General features: G+C 74.7%; 12 protein-coding genes. 8 read left to right on the top strand and 4 right to left on the bottom strand.

The genetic code is table 11. From position 1 onward, the window contains the following. Positions 1-3: 3 nt before the first annotated feature. The gene (locus tag QBL21_RS00615; protein WP_407559959.1) at positions 4-591 is read left to right on the top strand and encodes a short chain dehydrogenase; all 588 of its coding nucleotides are present in this window, start codon (positions 4-6) and stop codon (positions 589-591) included. A 107-nt stretch (positions 592-698) separates the two neighbouring features. Then, positions 699-1,700, top strand: a complete 1,002-nt coding sequence (locus QBL21_RS00610) for a phosphotransferase family protein (RefSeq protein ID WP_407559957.1) — start codon at positions 699-701, stop codon at positions 1,698-1,700. 96 nt (positions 1,701-1,796) lie between these two features. On the opposite strand, the gene QBL21_RS00605 is transcribed toward QBL21_RS00610, so the two are convergent. Then, positions 1,797-2,717: a glycoside hydrolase family 19 protein gene (locus tag QBL21_RS00605; RefSeq protein ID WP_407566259.1), complete on the bottom strand. Its 921-nt coding sequence runs from the start codon at positions 2,715-2,717 to the stop codon at positions 1,797-1,799. A gap of 313 nt (positions 2,718-3,030) precedes the next feature. Here QBL21_RS00605 and QBL21_RS00600 point away from each other — a divergent pair, with 313 nt between their 5' ends. After that, positions 3,031-4,440 carry an SGNH/GDSL hydrolase family protein gene (locus QBL21_RS00600; protein WP_407559955.1) on the top strand — a complete coding sequence of 470 codons (1,410 nt, stop codon included), beginning with the start codon at positions 3,031-3,033 and terminating at the stop codon, positions 4,438-4,440. A gap of 81 nt (positions 4,441-4,521) precedes the next feature. On the opposite strand, the gene QBL21_RS00595 is transcribed toward QBL21_RS00600, so the two are convergent. Beyond that, complete coding sequence (locus QBL21_RS00595; protein ID WP_407559954.1) at positions 4,522-5,493, bottom strand: D-alanyl-D-alanine carboxypeptidase family protein; 972 nt, start codon at positions 5,491-5,493, stop codon at positions 4,522-4,524. 275 nt (positions 5,494-5,768) lie between these two features. Between QBL21_RS00595 and QBL21_RS00590 the strand changes: the two genes are divergently transcribed. Both QBL21_RS00590 and QBL21_RS00585 read left to right on the top strand, forming a co-directional pair. Continuing rightward, positions 5,769-6,188, top strand: coding sequence for a DoxX family protein (locus QBL21_RS00590; protein WP_407559953.1), 420 nt, complete (start codon positions 5,769-5,771; stop codon positions 6,186-6,188). Positions 6,189-6,304: 116 nt separating this feature from the next. Then, complete coding sequence (locus tag QBL21_RS00585) at positions 6,305-7,531, top strand: lipase family protein (protein WP_407559952.1); 1,227 nt, start codon at positions 6,305-6,307, stop codon at positions 7,529-7,531. Positions 7,532-7,544: 13 nt separating this feature from the next. Here QBL21_RS00585 and QBL21_RS00580 read toward each other — a convergent pair whose 3' ends face one another. Then, positions 7,545-8,969: an MFS transporter gene (locus QBL21_RS00580; protein ID WP_407566258.1), complete on the bottom strand. Its 1,425-nt coding sequence runs from the start codon at positions 8,967-8,969 to the stop codon at positions 7,545-7,547. 150 nt (positions 8,970-9,119) lie between these two features. On the opposite strand from QBL21_RS00580, the gene QBL21_RS00575 reads away from it, so the two are divergent. Together QBL21_RS00575 and QBL21_RS00570 are read left to right on the top strand one after the other, a co-directional pair. Continuing rightward, positions 9,120-9,695 carry a CGNR zinc finger domain-containing protein gene (locus QBL21_RS00575; protein ID WP_407559951.1) on the top strand — a complete coding sequence of 192 codons (576 nt, stop codon included), beginning with the start codon at positions 9,120-9,122 and terminating at the stop codon, positions 9,693-9,695. Between the two features lie 133 nt (positions 9,696-9,828). After that, positions 9,829-12,462 carry an ATP-dependent Clp protease ATP-binding subunit gene (locus tag QBL21_RS00570; RefSeq protein ID WP_407559950.1) on the top strand — a complete coding sequence of 878 codons (2,634 nt, stop codon included), beginning with the start codon at positions 9,829-9,831 and terminating at the stop codon, positions 12,460-12,462. A gap of 118 nt (positions 12,463-12,580) precedes the next feature. Here QBL21_RS00570 and rho read toward each other — a convergent pair whose 3' ends face one another. Beyond that, entirely contained in the window at positions 12,581-13,759 is a 1,179-nt protein-coding gene (rho, locus tag QBL21_RS00565; protein ID WP_407566257.1) for a transcription termination factor Rho, read from the bottom strand. A 406-nt stretch (positions 13,760-14,165) separates the two neighbouring features. Between rho and QBL21_RS00560 the strand changes: the two genes are divergently transcribed. Then, the gene (locus QBL21_RS00560) at positions 14,166-17,612 is read left to right on the top strand and encodes an AAA family ATPase (RefSeq protein ID WP_407559948.1); all 3,447 of its coding nucleotides are present in this window, start codon (positions 14,166-14,168) and stop codon (positions 17,610-17,612) included. Positions 17,613-17,615: the final 3 nt, after the last annotated feature.

The following is a 17,615-nucleotide window of genomic DNA, read 5'->3' as shown; positions in this document are numbered from 1 at the left end:
TGCATGAAGGTACTTGTGATCGGTGCGAGCGGGACGGTCGGCGGTGCCGTCGTCGGCGCGCTGGAGGAGGCCGCCCACCAGGTCGTGAAGGCGTCGCGCAACGGGCCGGTGGCGGTGGACCTGGAAGACCCCTCCTCGCTGGACGGGCTCTTCGACCAGGTGCCGGACCTCGACGCGGTGGTGTGCTGCGCCGCCAGCGGCCCGCTGGTGGACCTGGGGTCGGTGACCGACGACGAGTTCGCGGCGGGGGTGCGGGGCAAGCTCCTGGGTCAGGTCGCCCTGGCCCGGCGGGCGACGCGCCGGCTCCGGGACGGCGGCTCCGTCACGCTGACCGGCGGCACGTTCTCGGCTCCGCTGGCCGGCGGATCGCTGGGGGCGCTCGTCAACTCCGGTCTGGAGGGCTTCGTCCGCAACGCGGCGGCCGAGATGCCGCGGAACCTGCGGATCAACCTGGTCAGCCCGGGGTGGGTCAGCGAGACGCTGGAGAGCCTGGGCATGGACCCGGCCGACGGCACCCCGGCCGCGGAGGTGGCGCGGGCGTACGCGGAGGTCGTGGCGGGGACGGCGCAGGGGCTGACCATCCGCCCGTAGCAGGGGGCGGCGGGGCGCGGGTGCCGTCCGTACGGACGGCGCCGTCACCGGCGCCGGGCTGCGGGGCTGCCGGGCCGCCGTGCTGCCGGGCTCGTAAGATCGAACTCATGCTGACCGCGCCCGACTCCGTGACCGACCGGGACGTGCTGCACGCCGTCGCCGCGCACTGGCTGCCGGGGGCGGACGTCGTGGAGCACCTGCCGTGGGGGTTCGGGGCGCACCACTGGCGGGTGTCGGGGGGCGGGACGGTGCTGTTCGCGACGCTGGACGCGCTGGCGCCGCGGCACACGGCCGAGTCGCTGGAGGCGGCGTACGCGGGGGCGGCGGCGCTGGCGGCGGCGGGGCTGGAGTCGGTGTGCGCGCCGCTGCGGGCGGAGTCGGAGTCGGGTTCGGGGTTCACGGTGCCGTTCGGCGGCGGGGCGTTGAGCGTCACGCCGTGGGTCGAGGGCCGTACCCCGACGGAGGCGGAGGCGGCCGAGCCGGTGCATGCGGCGGAGGTCGTACGAGCCCTGCGTGCCCTGCACGTCACCGCGCCCCCGGCGCGCGGGCTGCCGCCCTGGACGCCCCGGGTCGGCCCCGGGTTCGCCGCCGCCCTGCGGGCCCGTACCGCCGCACCCTGGACGACCGGCCCGCTCGCCGAGGAGGCCCGCGCCGCGCTGGCCGCACACGGCGAAGCCGTCGCCCGCTGGACCGACCGCTACCTGCACCTCGCGGACACCGCCCGCGCGCGCCGCGCCTCGTGGGTCCCCACCCACGGCGAACCGCACCACGCCAACCAGCTCCGCACCCCCGGCGGCCTGCGCTTCATCGACTGGGAGTCGCTGGCCCTGGCCCCGCCCGAGCGCGACTACGCCGACCTCCCGCCGGCGCTGCGCGACGAACTCGGCCCCGATCCGGCGATGCTGGAGCTGTTCGCGCTGGACTGGCGGCTCTCGGAGGTGGACGAGTACGCCCGCTGGTTCAGCGCGCCGCACACGGGCACGGAGGACGACCACACGGCGCTGGCGGGCCTGCACGAGGAGTTGGCGGACGGACTCGCGGCGGATGGGCGCGTAGCGGACCGGCTCGTAACCGACAGGCCCGCGGCGGACGGCGACGCGGCGGGCTGAACGCCCGGCGAACCGGGCACCCGGTACGTCGGCACACCAACGGCGGGCCCGCCGGGGGGCGGGCCCGCCGTCATCGGGGACGGGGTGGGGCGGGGGTCAGCAGCTCAGGCGGTCGCCCGGGGTGACGCCGAGGATCTGCGTGAAGCGCTGGTAGTTGTTGATGCGGCTCTGGACCTGCGCGGGGTTGCGGCCGTCGCACTCCAGGGAGCCGTTGATCGAGCGGATGGACTCACCGAAGCCGGCGCCGGTGGTCATCGCCCGGTGCCCGGACATGGTGCCGGGGCCGCTCTGCGTCATCCAGTACCACAGGCCGGTCTGCCAGGCCACGGCCGATTCCCGCTCCACCCGCCAGGGGTTGTTGAGCAGGTCGAGGCCGAGCGCGTCGCCGGCGGCCTTGTAGTTGAAGTTCCAACTGAGCTGGATGGGCCCGCGGCCGTAGTACGCGGCCTGGCCGGCCGGGCAGCCGTAGGGCTGGCTCGCGTCGCAGTAGTGGGGGTAGTTGGCCTGGTTCTGCTCCACGATGTGGACGAGGCCGCCGGTCTCGTGGCTGACGTTGGCGAGGAAGGCGGCGGCTTCGCGGGCCTTGGTGGTGTTGTCGCCGGTGTTGGCGAAGGCGGGGTAGGACCGCATGGCGGTGGTGAGGCCGCTGTACGTGTAGAAGGAGTTCCGGTTCGGGAACATCTGGTTGAACTGGGCCTCGGTCACGAAGCCCCCGGGGCCGGGACCGGGGTCGCTGCCGCCGCAGGTGCCCTGGTCGGCCCAGACGCCCCACTGCCCGGTGGTGCCGGGGGTCTCGCCCTGCGTCCACCACTTGGCCTGCCAGTTGTGGCCATTGTGGGAGACGACGTTGCCCTGGGTGTAGACGGAGCCGCTGCTCCACGCGGCCGCACAGGCGGCGGCGCTGGCGGTGGTGGCGGTGGCGAGGGGGATGAGCACGGCGAGGACGGCCGCCGCGGCGAGGGCCGCGAGGATACCCCTGATCCGTCTGCCGAGTCTGCGGTGCAGGTGTACGTGCACGTGTTTGGCTGACACGTCATCACATCCTGTCAGTGGGGGTGTGCTTGGCATGGTGGAGCAAAGCCCATTGGTCTGGACCTGTCAAGGTCTAGACCAACAAATACCCCGAGGATCAGCACGCCCACCTACGGCGCCTCACCAGCAAGGGCTTTCTTTCGGCCAAGCGCCAGGCCGGGAGGCACCGTTGACCGCCGGTCGGAGCGGCCGTACCGTCCTTCCGTTTGGTTTCTCAGCCGGTCGGACAGCCGGGTCGCCCGCCGTTCGACGGCGGGCCGCCGGGCCTGGCCCGGCCGCCTCTCCGGGAGGTACGCACGTGCCCGACGAAGCCACCCCGACGCCGGCCCCCGCCGACGCCGACGCCCCCGTCTCCGCCGGCGGCGCCCGCGGCCCCAGCAGACGCAGCATCGGCCGCGCCGCCGTAGCCGTCGCCGCCACCCCCGTCCTCGCCGGTACGTGGCAGGCGCTCACCGCGTCCGCCGCCGCCGCGGCCGACGCCGTCGGCGAACGCGGCCGGGCCTGGACCGGCACGTGGGCCGCCGCCGAGACGACGGTGCCCGCGGCCGACGCCACCGCCTTCGCCGACCAGACCCTGCGCCAGGTCGTCCACACCAGCGCCGGCGGGCGCGCACTCCGTATCCGCCTCACCAACCGGTACGGCACCGAACCCCTCGTCGTCGGCGAGATCCGCGTCGCCCTCTCGGTACCCGGCGACGGCACCGCCGTCGTCCCCGGCACCGACCGCGCGGTGCGCTTCGGCGGCCGTACGTCCGTGACGCTGCCGCCCGGCACCCGGCGGTGGAGCGACCCGGTGTCGCTGGACGTACCGACCGCCGCGGACCTCGCCGTCAGCGTCTACCTGCCGCAGCCGACGCCGGCCGACACGGTGCACCGGTCGGCGTTCCAGCGCAACCACGTCGCGGCGGGCAACGTCGCCGCGAAACCGGCCGTCGACCCCCAACGCACCGTCACGAGCTGGTACTTCCTCGCCGGCGTCGCCGTCACCGGCGCGGCGCCGGGCACGGACGCGGGCGCGGCCACCGGATCCCGCCGGGCGATCGTCGCCTTCGGCGACTCCATCACCGACGGCTCCGCCACCACCGTCGGCGCCAACCGCCGCTGGTCCGACGTCCTCGCCCGCCGCCTCCGCGACGAGGCCGGCCGCACCGGCACCGGCGTCCTCAACACCGGCATCGGCGGCAACCGCCTCCTGCGCGACCCCAACCCGCCCCCCGGCTCCAACGCCGAGAACTACGCCCCGTACTTCGGCGAGGCCGGCATCCGCCGCTTCGCCCGCGACGTCCTGGACCAGCCGGCCGCCCGGCACGTCATCGTGCTCCTCGGCATCAACGACCTCGGCCACCCCGGCCGCGACGCCCCCCGCGACGAGGAGGTCACCGCCGCCGACCTCATCACCGGCCACCGCAGCCTCATCCGCCAGGCACACGCCCGCGGCCTGCGCATCCACGGCGCGACTGTCCTGCCGGTCGAGGGCGACGACCTCGGCTTCCACACCCCGGAACGCGACCGGGTCCGCCAGACGGTCAACGACTGGATCCGCACAGCCGGCGAGTACGACGGCACGATCGACTTCGACGCGGCCACCCGCGACCCGGCCCACCCGACCCGCCTGCTGGCGGCGTACGACAGCGGCGACGGCCTGCACCCGAACGACGCGGGCATGGAGGCCATGGCGGCGGCAATCCCCCTCCGCCTGTTCACCTAGCACCACGCACCCGGCGCCCCGCAACACCAGAGGGACGGCCCGCGCCAACGCGGACCGTCCCTCTCGTTGCGTGTCCGTCGCTCAGTCGCGCTGGGCGTTCTCCGGGAGTTGGCGGAGCTGCATCGTGCTGGCCGTGCGGCTGCCGAAGCCGTAGTCCAGGAGCTTGGCCGCGTCCTTGTAGCGGTCGCTGGCGTTCAGGACCACGCCGATGTACGTCTTGCCGTTGCGCGTCGCGGTGAAGACCAGGCACGGGCCCGAGGGGGTGGTGGTGCCGGTCTTCATGCCGTTGGCGCCGCTGTAGGAGCCGAGGAGCTGGTTGGTGTTGTGCCAGGTGTACGTGCGGCGGTTGCCGTTGCTCGCGGTGGCGTAGCGCACGGCCTTCGTCTTCTTGATGATCTCGCGGAACTTGCCGGAGTAGCCGTACGCGCTCTTCGCCAGCTTCGCCATGTCGCGCGGCGTCGAGTAGTTGTTGCCGGTGGAGGAGATGCCGTCGAAGGAGTCGAACTTCGTGTTCGTCATCCCGAGGAAGTCGGCCTTGGCGTTCATCTTCTTGATGAACGACTTCACCCGCGCCGAGCGCGTGCTGCCCGAGCCGTAGGTGTCGGCGAGCGCGTACGCGGCGTCGCAGCCGGAGGGGAGCATCATCGCGTACAGGAGGGTGCCGACGGCGACCTTGTCGCCGGTCTTCAGGTCGGCGGTGCTGGCGCCCTTGTTGACGACGTAGTCGCGGTACGCCTGCTTGATGGTGACCTTTTTGTCAAGGTTCAGGTTCGGCTGGCTGAGCACCACGCGGGCGGTCATGATCTTCGTGGTGCTGGCGACCTGCCGCTTGGTGTCCGACCCCTTGCCGAAGACCTTCGCGCCCGTCGTCCCGTCCATCAGGAACGCGCCCTTGGCGGAGACCGAGGGCGCGGCGGCGGCCTCGGCCGCGCTCGCCGGGGAGGCCAACGGGGCCACGGCGAGAAGCGCTCCGGCGGCCACCACCCCCGCCGTCGCCCTGCGGAACCGGGTGCCCGCGAGACGGGGGCGAACGCTTTCTTCTGTTGTTGTCAAGGCAGTTGCTCCGATGCTCCGAATGTCTGTGTGCGGCGCGCGTGCGCGCTGCGTGCGCCGCCGGCGTGAGCCTCACGGCGGGCACGGCGCGGCGCGGCGGCTGCGCCGCTCCTTCTCCCGACTCACGAGAGTGCCTGATGGATGTACGACGATAGGTGTGATTTTTGCGGGCCCGGAAGGGTCAAACGGTCACTCCTGCGGTGCCGTTGCGCTTGACGAGGCCCCGCCCGAGGAATAGTTGTGACCTCAATGACTCCTCGTGGCTGGAGGCTTCGATGGATGTTCTGGTGCTGATCGGGCGGATCCTCTTCGTCCCCCTCTTCCTCAGCTCCGCCGTCGGTCATCTGACGCAGACCAAGCAGATGGGGCAGTACGCCGCCGCCAAGGGCGTGCCGGCGGCCGAGCCGGCGACGGCGGCCAGCGGCGTGCTGATGCTCGTGGGCGGGCTGAGCGTGCTGCTGGGGGTGTGGGCCGACCTGGGGGCGCTGCTGCTGCTGGTGTTCCTCGTGCCGACCGCGCTGCTGATGCACACGTTCTGGAAGGAGGAGGACCCGCAGTCGAAGCAGATGGAGATGATCCAGTTCAGCAAGGACATCTCGCTGGCCGGGGCCGCGCTGATGCTGTTCGCGTTCTTCTCGTACGTGGGCGACGACCTCGGGCTCACGATCACCGGGCCGCTGTTCGACATCGGCTGACGGGCGGGGGTGCGGCATCGGCCGTACCCGGAGGGTTGACATGTCCGCGGGGAGCGCCGTTACTTACTGACAAGTCAGTAACTTCTGTTGGCAGAGTCGCCCTCCGAGGAGTTGCCATGCATGGCCGTACCCTCCGGCGTGCCTTCGGCACGCTCGCCGGCACCACCGCGGCGGCAGTAGCCGCCACCGTCGCCCTCCCGCTCACCGCCGCCGCGGCGGAAGAGCGGCCACCGTTCTACGAGCCGCCCGCCACGCTCCCCGCGGACAACGGCGACGTCATCCGCTCCGAGCCCTCCGTCTACTACCTCGACCCGCTCAAGGCACTCAAGGTCGACGCGCACGTCCAGCGCGTCATGTACCGCTCCACCGACGGCCACGGCGCCCCCGTCGCCGTCACCGGCACCGTCATCACGCCCAAGTCCGCCTGGTCGGGCCCCGGCGAGCGCCCCGTCATCGGGTACGCGGCCGGCACCCAGGGCCTCGGCGACCAGTGCGCGCCGTCGCGCCAGCTCGCCAACGGCACCGAGTACGAGGGCCTGTTCGTCAAGGGCCTCCTCGCCCGCGGCTACGGCGTGGCCATGACCGACTACGAGGGCCTGGGCACCCCCGGACTGCACACTTACATGAACCGCGCCGTCCAGGGCCAGGCCGTCCTCGACTCCGTACGCGCCGCGCAGCGCCTGCCCGCCGCGAACCTCCCCGACGACGGCCCCGTCGCCGTCTACGGCTACTCCCAGGGCGGCGGCGCAGCCGCCTCCGCCGCCGAACTCGCCCGCTCCTACGCCCCGGACCTCGACGTCAAGGGCGTCGCCGCGGGTGCGGTCCCCGCGGACCTGGCGGCGGTCGGGCGCAACCTCGACGGCTCGCTCTACGCCGCGTTCCTCGGCTTCGCCGTCGCCGGCCTCGCCGAGGGCTCGGACGTCGACCTCGACCCGTACCTCAACGACCGCGGGCGGCAGGTCATGGCCGAGGCGGCGGAGACGTGCACGGCAGAGGCCGTACTGCGCTACCCCTTCCTCCAGTCGAAGACGCTGACCGCCGACGGCCGGCCGATCACCGACTACATGAACGCGTCGCCGTGGCGCGAGGTCGTGGAGGAGCAGCGCATCGGCGCACGGAAGCCCGAGGTCCCGGTGTTCGTGTCGCACAGCATGCTGGACGACGTGATTCCGTACGCGGTCGGGAAGCGGATGGTCGCCGACTGGTGCGCGAAGGGCGCGACGGTGGACTTCTCCACGAACGTGGCGCCGACGCACGTGGGCGGCGCGGTGGCGTCGTATCCGGCGGCGTACGGGTGGCTGGAAGGCCGGCTGGCAGGCAAGCCGGCACCGTCGGACTGCTGACCCGCGCGGCCCCTCACACCCCCCGTTCCGTACGTACGGAACGGGGGGTTCCGCGTAGCAGTGTGGCGCCGGCGAGCTGGAGCGCGGCGAGGGCGGCGAGGAGCTGGGACGGCGAGAGCGCGGACGCCGCGGCGGCGGTGAGCGCCGCACCGGCGGCGCCGGCGGTGGTCTTGAGCCCGGCGCCGAGGGTGAAGACCTGGGTACGGACGTCGGGCGGCGCGTGGTCGGCGCGGATCCGCAGGGTGGCGGCGAGCAGCGGGCCGTCGCAGAGCCCGGCGACGGCGAAGAGGGCCACGCACAGCGGGTACGGTGCCGCCGCCGCGGCGCCGAACAGCGCGACGCCGGTGCCGACGAGGCAGGCGGCGGCGAGCCGCGCGTCGGAGAAACCCGGCGGACGCCGCGCGGCGGCAAGCGCCCCGAGCAGCGCGCCGGCGGCGGACACGGTGAGCAGCACGCCACCGCCCCCGGGGTAGCCGCGCTCGTCGGCGAGCAGCACGGCGGCGGGGGCGAGCCCGCCGACGCCGACGAAGGCGAGGGACGTAGCGGCGGTGATCCCGCGCAGGGCGGGCACCTGCCACAACACCCGGAGCCCGCCGAGGAGTTCATCCCGCAACCGGGACGGCGCTCGGGGGCGGGGGCGTGGGCATAGGTCTGCGGGTTGAGGGTCGGTGGGCCGGGAGAGGCGGAGCACGGCCACGCCGCGCGGACGCAGGCGCCACCGGCGACCCGCCGGGGCGGAGACACGGGACGTACCTCCGGAATCGACGTCGCCGGGGTCGTCTCCACCGGAGTCCCCGTCGTTGGCGTCCCCGTCGTTGGAGTCCGCGCTGCCCCGTGTCGCCTTCGCCGGTGTGCCGGCCGCTGCCCGAGCCGTCGGGCGCGGTATTCGCAGGGTCGTCGCCAGCGCCGCCGCGACCGCCGCCGCGGCGGCCAGGGCCGCCGTGGCCGGGCCCGCGCCCCACAGGCTTGCGGTGGTCGTCACCGCCGCCGGGGCGGCGATGCCCGCCGCGTTGTACGTGGCCGCGTCCAGGGCGTACGCGCGGGCGCGGGCCCCCGTGTCCGGGACCAGCCCGGCGAGCACGCTCGACAGGCCGCCGGTGACCATCGGGCCGCAGCACCCGCCCAGCGCCGCCACCGCCAGCACCACCGGCACCGGCGCGCGGCCCAGCGTGAGGGCGACGCCCGCGATCGCGGCGGCGAAGACGGCGAGCGCCGCGGCGTGGAACGCCGCGCCCGCGCCCCGTGCCCGCGCGGCCAGCGCCCCCGTCAGCGGGGCGGCGACCGCGTGCGGCGCCATCCACGCCGCGAGCACCGCCGCGCCCTGCGCGGCGCTGCCCGTCCGGTGGAGGGCGAGCAGCGTGACGGCGACGGCCATGCCGTCGTCGGCGAGGCGGGCGCAGGTGGCGGTGGACAGGTACCGACCCAGTCCCCGCCCCAGCCCCTTCTCCTGCCCCATCCCGTGCCGCCTCCCCCCTGTCCCGTTCCCCGGCACCCCGGCCCCGGTCCCCGACGCCCCGTAACGGCTTATCGACACAAGACGTTACCACTATTCTTGACCCACCACCCCCGCCCGCCCCAGGAGGCCCCGATGAGCCCGGCAGCCCGCCCCGCGGCCCACGGATTCCGTCCCGCCCAGCGCCTCCTCGACGTCGCCAACGCCGTCCGCCGCGACCCCGACGTCCCCCGCGCCGCCCTCGCCCGGGTCCTCGCCGCCCACGGCGAGACACCCGCCGACCTCGCGCCCGGCGCGTTCACCGACGCCGACGCCGACGCGCTGCGCACCGCCGCCCGGCGCGTCACCGCCGTGCTCACCGAGGCCGACGCCGACCGCGCCGCCGCCGCGCTCAACGACGTGTTCGCCGAGTGCGGCGCCCGGCCCCGGCTCTCCCGGCACGGCGGCCATCCCTGGCACCTGCACGTGGACCGCGGCGAGGGCGCCGGCTGGGCCGACTGGTTCCTCGCCTCCGGCGCGCTCGCGCTGGCGCAGATCCTCACCGAGTACGGGCAGCCGGCCTGGGGCGAGTGCACAGCCCCCGACTGCGCCGTCCTCTACCTCGGCACCGGCCCCGGCAGCGCCCGGCGCTACTGCTCCACGGCCTGCGCCTCCCGTACGCGCGTCGCCGCCCACCGCCGCCGGAGGCGCGCGGAGCGCACCGGGACCTGATCCCGACACGCCCCGCCCCGGCGCGCACCCCGTGCCGCCCCGCCCTGGTTCGTACCGTTTGCGTGGTTACGCGGCTCTTGTTTCAGTGAGGTGAGGTCCAGGCACCACCCCACCCACCGCCGCGGAGACCCTCATGTCCCTCTCCCCCCTCGGCTCCTACGGGTCCTCCGACCCGTTCTCCGAGCTGCTCAACCGCTTCTTCGGCATGTCCCCCGCCACCTCACCGCCCGCCGTCCAGCGCGTGCCCATCGGCCGCCTCCTCACCGACTCCGCGCGCGAGCTGATCGGCCGCGCCCAGCGCCGCGCCGAGGAGGACGGCAGCAACGACCTCGACACCGAGCACCTGCTCTGGGCCTGCACCCAGGTGGACCCCGCGCGCTCCGTCCTCGCCGACGCCGGGGCCGACCCCGACGAGCTGGCCCGGAACGTCGCCCGGGTGCTGCCGGGGGAGGGGAGCGCCACGTCGTCGGAGCCGGAGCTGACCCCGGCCGCGAAGCGGGTGCTCCGCGGCGCGGTGGCCCGCTCGCAGGCCAACGGCACCTCGTACATCGGCCCCGAGCACATCCTCGGCGCCCTCCTCGGCGACCCGGACGCCGGCGCCGCCCGGCTGCTCGGCGCGTACGGCGCGGACACCGACCGGCTCCGCAGCGCCGCGGAAGCCGCCGCTCACCCCCAGGGCCGGCCCGGCGCACAGGGGCAGCGGCAAGCGCAAGGGCAGAGGCAGGGCGAAGGGCAACCGCGGGGGCAGGCGCAGAGCGAGACCCCGACCCTCGACGAGTACGGCCGCGACATGTCCGCCGAGGCCCGCGCCGGACAGCTCGACCCCGTCGTGGGCCGGGCCGAGGAGATCGAGCAGACCGTCGAGATCCTCTCCCGCCGCACCAAGAACAACCCCGTGCTCATCGGCGAGCCCGGCGTCGGCAAGACGGCGATCGTGGAGGGCCTGGCGCAGCGCATCGAGTCGGGCGACGTACCGCAGACGCTCGCCGGCAAGCGCGTCGTGGCGCTGGACCTGGCCGGGCTGGTCGCGGGCTCGAAGTACCGCGGGGAGTTCGAGGAGCGGCTGAAGAAGGTCATCGAGGAGGTGAAGGACACCGAGAGCAGCACGATCCTCTTCATCGACGAGCTGCACACCGTCGTCGGCGCCGGCTCCGGCGGCGAGGGCGCCATGGACGCGGGCAACATGCTCAAGCCCGCGCTCGCGCGCGGCGAGCTGCACGTCGTCGGCGCGACGACGATCGACGAGTACCGCAGGCACGTGGAGAAGGACGCCGCGCTGGAGCGCCGCTTCCAGCCGGTGCTGGTGCCGGAGCCGACCGTCGCGGAGACCGTGCAGATCCTCGAAGGGCTGCGGGACTCGTACGAGGCACACCACCAGGTCCGCTTCACCGACGCGGCGCTGGTCGCCGCCGCCGAGCTGTCCGACCGCTACGTCTCCGACCGCTTCCTGCCCGACAAGGCCATCGACCTCGTCGACCAGGCGGGCGCGCGCGTCCGGCTGCGCTCGATGGGCCGCAGCACCGAGGTCGTCGACCGCGAGGACCGGCTCGCGAAGCTGCGCCGCGAGAAGGACGAGGCGGTCGCGGCGGAGAGGTACGAGAAGGCGTCGCAGATCAAGGGGCGGATCGCCGAGGCGGAGGCGGAGCTGGCGGGCGTCGAGGAGCGGCGCGAGGGCGTGATGGAGGTGACCGAGGACGACATCGCCGGGGTGCTGTCGCGCTCGACCGGCATCCCCGTCGCGCAGTTGACGGAGAGCGAGAAGGACAAGCTGCTGAAGCTGGAGGACGCGCTGCACGACCGGGTCGTCGGGCAGGACGAGGCGGTGGTGGCGGTCGCCGAGGCGGTACGCCGCGGGCGCGCCGGCATGAGCGACCCGGACCGGCCGACGGGCTCGTTCCTCTTCCTCGGGCCCACGGGGGTCGGCAAGACGGAGCTGGCGAAGGCGCTGGCGGAGCTGCTGTTCGGCGACGAGAGCCGGATGGTCCGCTTCGATATGAGCGAGTTCCAGGAGAAGCACACGGTCTCCCGGCTGCTGGGCGCCCCGCCCGGCTACGTCGGCTACGAGGAGGCCGGGCAGTTGACGGAGAAGGTGCGCAGGCGCCCGTACAGCGTGCTGCTCTTCGACGAGATCGAGAAGGCGCACCCGGACGTCTTCTCGGCGCTGCTCCAGGTGCTGGAGGACGGGCGGCTGACGGACGCGCAGGGCCGGACCGTCGACTTCCGCAACACCGTCGTCATCATGACGTCGAACATCGGCGCGCAGCGGATCCTGGCACACCGGGGCCAGGTGGACGAGATCCGCGACGACCTGATGGAGGACCTGCGGGCGCGCTTCCTGCCGGAGTTCCTCAACCGCATCGACGAGGTCATCATCTTCCACGGCCTGACCGCCGACGACCTCGCCTCGGTGGTGGACCTGCTGCTGGACCGCAGCCGGCGGCGGCTGCGCGCGCAGGAGGTCGACCTGCGGGTGACGGACGCGGCGAAGAAGCGGCTCGTCGCGCTCGGGCACCAACCGGAGTTCGGCGCCCGGCCGCTGCGGCGCACGCTCCAGCGGGAGCTGGACAACCGCATCGCGAACCTGCTGCTGGACGGGTCGGTACGGCCCGGGGACACGGTGCTGGCGGACGTGGACGCGGACAGCGGCGAGCTGGTGTGCACGCTCGTCCGGCCGGAGGACTCGAAGACGGAGGAGGCCGAGGTGGAGCGCGGGGAGCGAGAGGAAGGCGGGGAGAGCGGGCCGAGGGCGCTGCCGGACGCGGCTTAGGGCGCGGCCTCGGACGGGGCCCGGGGCGCGGCCCGGGAGGGTCCGGCGGCGCGGGGCGTTCGTGTCGTACGAACCGGGCGCACACCCGGCTCCGTACGCCCGCGCGCCCCGCCCGACGTCACGCCGGGGTCGTACGCCCCAGGCGCAGCAGGAACTCGGCGTTACCGCCGCTCTCCTTCATCCGCTCCAGCAGCAGCTCCATGCTCTGCACGGTGTCGCGGTCGCCGAGTACCCGGCGCAGCCGGTGCAGCAGGGCGACCTCGCCCGGGGCGGCGAGCAGTTCCTCGCGGCGGGTGCCGGAGGCGTGGACGTCCACGGCGGGGAAGATGCGCCGCTCGGCGAGCGTGCGGCTCAGGCGCAGCTCCATGTTGCCGGTGCCCTTCAGCTCCTCGAAGTAGTAGTCGTCGGCGCGGGAGCCGGTCTCGACGAGCGCGGAGGCGAGGATCGTCAGCGAGCCGCCGTTCTCGATGTTGCGGGCGGCGCCGAAGAGCTTCTTGGGGATCAGCAGCGCGGAGGCGTCGACGCCGCCGCTGAGGGTGCGCCCGCCGGCGCCGGCGCTGTTGTTGGCGGCGCGGCACAGCCGGGTCAGCGAGTCCAGCAGGATCACGACGTCCTGCCCGGCCTCGACCATCCGCTTGGCGCGCTCGATGGCCATCTCGGCGACGGCGACGTGCTCGCGGGCGGGGCGGTCGAAGGTGGAGGAGATCACCTCGGCGCGTACGGAGCGCTGCATGTCGGTGACCTCCTCGGGGCGTTCGTCGAGGAGTACGACCATCAGGTGGCACTCGGGGTGGTTGGCGGCGATGGCGTCGGCGATGTGCTGGATCAGGATCGTCTTGCCGGTCTTGGGCGGGGCGACGATCAGACCGCGCTGGCCCTTGCCCACGGGGGCGAGGAGGTCGACGACGCGGTTGGTGAGCCGGCCGGCGGGGGTCTCCAGACGCAGCCGCTCGGTGGGGTGGAGGGGCACGAGGTCGCCGAAGCGGGGGCGGCGGGCGGCGTCCTCGGGGTCGAGACCGGCGACGCGGTCGACGCGCGCGAGGGCGGGGGCCTTCGACCGCCGGTCGGCGGCTGCGGCGCCGCCGCGGTCACGGCGCCTGCCGTTGCCGCTGGCGCCGGCGTTGGCGGAGCCGGAGTTGGCGGCCTGGCCGGCGGCCGGCAGGACGCCGCCCTCCACGAGGTCGCCCTTGCGGAGGCCGAAGCGGCGCACGAGGTTCGTGGGCACCTGGACGTCGTCTTCACCCGGGTGGAGGGTGCCGACGCGCAGGAAGCCGTGATTGCTCACGGGCTCGAACACACCGGCGACCGCGGCGAGTTCGGACGTGGCCCGGACGGCGGTGGCCGCCGGGGATTCTGCTGTGGTGGGTGTCGTAGTCATGCACGGTCCTTTCACGGACGGTGTCGCGGTTCCAAAGTGTGCGTGGGATGTGCGGCAGAGGCGCGGCTTGGGCACGCGCGCCGCGTAGAGGGTGAGACAACCTCGCTCGGCGTCAGTCGGCGATGCGACGGAGAAACCGGAGCGGGGTGGTGCAGAAGCACGGGCGCCGACTGTGGGCGCAACTCGGTGCTGATGTCAGAGTAACACTCCCCGTCCCCCGGCCATTCCTCTCCGCCGCCACGGGCGCGCTGAGCAGGCCCGTAGCGGGGAACCGCGGAGAAAAGGCTGCCCCGCTGTCACAGGCGCGTGTCACAGTGCTAGGGACATGACTGCTGCACTTATCGGACGAGATCACCCCGCGGGCGTCCTACGGGCCGAGGCAGACCGGGCCGCGGACAGCCACGGGGGCCTCGTGCTGGTCACGGGCGAGCCGGGCATCGGCAAGACGTCGCTGGTCACCGCCGCGGTGGCGGAGGCGAGGCGGCGGGGGACGCTGGTGCTGGGCGGCTCGTGCTGGGCGTCGGAGAGCGCCCCGGGGTACTGGCCGTGGGTCCAGGTCGTACGGGCGCTGCGGCGCGGTGTGCCCGCGGCGGAGTGGGCGGCGGCCCGCGAGGCGGCGGGCAGCGGACTGGAGGTGCTGCTCGGCGAGGAGCCGACCGCGGCGGGCGGCGAGGCCGCGGCCCGGGCGGTGGACCAGGCAGCGGACGGCGCAGGCGGCCCACATCAGCAGCGCGACGCAGCCCAGGCCCCGCCCCCCGGCGGGGCGCACGACCCGCCCCCCGGCGCGGTGCGCGACCACGGTCCGGACGACCCCGGCGCACACCCCCACGCCCCCGACCCCGCCACCCTGGCCGGCCCCCCGACGGGCCCCGGCACCGGCCCCGGCACCGAACCCGCCGCCGGTACCGCCCCCGGCGGGACGTACGCCGACAGCTTCCGCCTCGCCGACGCCGTGACCACCGCCCTGGTCGCCGTCTCGCACACCCGCCCCGTCATCGTCGTCCTCGACGACCTGCACTGGGCCGACCCCGCCTCCCTCCGCCTGCTGGAGTTCGCCGCGCAGCACACGTGGTTCGAGCGGCTGCTGCTCATCGGCACGTACCGGGACGCCGAGGTCGACACCCCCGGCCACCCGCTGCGCGAGCAGATCGCGCCGCTGGTCGCCAAGGCCACCACCCTCACCCTCACCGGCCTCGACCGCGACGGCACGGCCCGGCTCATGGCCCGTACCGCGGGGCGCGACCCGGACAAGGCGCTGGCCGCCGAGGTGCACCGGCGCACGGGCGGGAACCCGTTCTTCATCGAGCAGACCGCCCGTCTCTGGGCCGGCGGGGCCTCCGCGGAGGCCGTGGCCCCCGGCGTGCGCGACGCGCTTCAGCGCCGTCTGCAACTGCTGCCCGCGCCGGTCGCGGAGCTGCTGGTCGCCGCCGCCGTGCTCGGCCGCGAGTTCCACCGCCAGGTGCTCGCCGCGGCTGTCGGCAGGCCGCCCGGGCACGTCGACCGGCTGCTGGAGACGGCCGTCGCCGCCCGGCTCGTCGTCGGCCGGGGCGCGGGCACGTTCGCCTTCGGGCACGACCTCGTACGCGAGACGCTGTACGAGGGGCTGGACCCCGCCGAGGCCCGCCGCCGGCACGCCGCGGTCGTACGGGCGCTGGACGCCGCGCCCGCGCTGAGCGAGAAGGTCTTCCCCGCCGACCTCGCCCGGCACGCCTGGGCCGCGGGCGACGAGCTGCCCGCCGAGCAGGCCGTGGGGCTGCTGCGGGCCGCCGGGCAGGACGCCGGCAGCCGGCTCGCGTTCGACGAGGTCCTCACGCATCTGCGCCGGGCGCACGAGCGGTCCGCCGGCGCGCCCACGCGCTGCCGGGTGCTCGCGGCGCTGGACCTGGGCGGCGCGCTGCTGCACGCGGGCAAGACTGCCGACGCCTGGCCGCTCTTCGAAGACGCGGTGCGCACCGCCCGCGCGCAGGACGACCCCGAGATGCTGGCCCGCGTCGCCCTCGGGGTCTACAGCGCCGAGGGCTACTGCGCGATGGTCCCCCAGGACCAGGCGGCGGCCAACCGCCTGCTGCTGTACGAGGCGCACCGCGCGCTGGCCCGCGGCTCGCACCCGGAGCCGGCCGGGGGCCCGGGCGGTGAGCAGGAGCTGTCGTCCGACCAGATGGCGGCGGAGCTGAGCATCACCCTGTCGGTCAGCGCCCGCCGCGGCCAGGACGACGAGGAGCTGGGATTCGGCCTGTGGACCCGGCACAACGCGATCTGGGGCCTGGGCACGGCCGCAGAGCGGGTGGCGCTGACGGAGGAGCTGATCACGCTCGCCGAGCGCGCGGGCAACGTTCCGGGGCGGCACATCGCGGTGGCGATGCGCTGGGTGGCGCTGCTGGAGCTGGGCGACCCGCGCTTCCCGGCGACGTACCGCGGCTACGTCGAAGTCGCCGAGCAGAGCGACCTGCCGAGCATCCGGCACACCCTGGCCATGGACAAAAGCCTGGTCGAGGCGCTGCGCGGCGACTTCGAGACCGCCGAGCGGCACCTCGCGGACGTCGTGGAGCTGAGCCGGGACAACGAGCAGGAGCAGTGGATCGAGCTGCTCGACCACCACTGGTGGACGATCCGGATGCTCCAGGGACGGTACGCGGAGGCGGCCGAGGCGGCGGCCCGGGTCACCGTCGCCGGACACGGTTTCCCGGCCGTACTCCAGGCGCTCACCGACCTGCGCCGCGGCGACCCGGAGCCCGCGCTGCGGCTGACCGCCGAGGGCCCGCCGACCCACGAGCAGCAGAACCGCGGCTTCTTCCCGCTGTGGCTGCGGCTCCAGGCGGAGACGGCGGCGGCGACGCGGGACCCGGAGATGGCCGCGGCGGTACGGGACGCGCTGTCGCCACACCGCGGGCAGTGGCTCGTGTCGGTCTACGGCTGGGACATGAGCGGGCCCGTGGACTACTGGCTGGCGCTGGTCGACGCGGCGGAGGGCCGCTGGGAGCCGGCCGCGGCCGGCTTCCGCGCGGCCCGCCGCTCGGCGGACCTCATGCAGGCCCGCCCGTGGTCGGTGCTCGCCCGCCACGGGCTGGCGCGGGTGCTACGGGAACGGGGCGACCCGGCGGCGGAGAAGCTGGCGCACGAGACGGCGGAGGACGCACGCCGCCTGGGCATGAAACTCGACCCCGAACCCCCCGGCCCCCAGCCCCAGCCCGCGCCCGCACCCCCGCCCCCGCAGCCCACCACCGACGGGGAGTTCCGCTACGACGGCGGGGTGTGGACCCTGGCGTACGCGGGCCGGACCGTGCACCTCCCCGACGCCAAGGGCCTGCGCGACCTGCACACCCTCCTCGCCACCCCCGGCACCGACGTCACCGCCGTCCGCCTCCTCAGCCCGGAGGGCGGCGAGGAGGTGGTGGCCGCCCACCGCATGGGCGGCGACCCGCTGCTGGACGCCGAGGCGAAGTCCCGCTACCGCCGCCGCCTCGACCTCCTCGACGAGGAGATCGACCACGCCACCGCCGCCGGCGACGACACCCGCGCCGCCGCGTACGACCGCGAACGGGCGGCCCTCCTGGAGGAGCTACGCGCCGCCGCGGGCCTCGCGGGCCGCACCCGCCGCCTCGGCGACGAGGCGGAACGGGCCCGCAAAGCGGTCGGCGCCCGCATCCGCGACGCCCTCCGCAAAATCGCCAAGGGCCACCCGGACCTGGCCGCCCACCTCAAAGAAACCATCTCCACAGGCACCACCTGCACCTACCACCCGCAGAACCCCCCACCCACCTGGCGCCTGTGACCA

This window comes from Streptomyces sp. 184, from assembly GCF_045781775.1.
GTDB lineage: Bacteria > Actinomycetota > Actinomycetes > Streptomycetales > Streptomycetaceae > Streptomyces.
The sequence above is the reverse complement of the archived record's forward strand: the minus strand, read 5'-3'. Positions and strand labels throughout refer to the sequence as shown.

Coding starts and splice junctions, on each gene's coding strand:
- QBL21_RS00615 (WP_407559959.1), top strand. CDS start 4: ATGAAGGTACTTGTGATCGGTGCGAGCGGGACGGTCGGCGGTGCCGTC.
- QBL21_RS00560 (WP_407559948.1), top strand. CDS start 14,166: ATGACTGCTGCACTTATCGGACGAGATCACCCCGCGGGCGTCCTACGG.
- QBL21_RS00585 (WP_407559952.1), top strand. CDS start 6,305: ATGCATGGCCGTACCCTCCGGCGTGCCTTCGGCACGCTCGCCGGCACC.
- QBL21_RS00590 (WP_407559953.1), top strand. CDS start 5,769: ATGGATGTTCTGGTGCTGATCGGGCGGATCCTCTTCGTCCCCCTCTTC.
- QBL21_RS00570 (WP_407559950.1), top strand. CDS start 9,829: ATGTCCCTCTCCCCCCTCGGCTCCTACGGGTCCTCCGACCCGTTCTCC.
- QBL21_RS00610 (WP_407559957.1), top strand. CDS start 699: ATGCTGACCGCGCCCGACTCCGTGACCGACCGGGACGTGCTGCACGCC.
- QBL21_RS00575 (WP_407559951.1), top strand. CDS start 9,120: ATGAGCCCGGCAGCCCGCCCCGCGGCCCACGGATTCCGTCCCGCCCAG.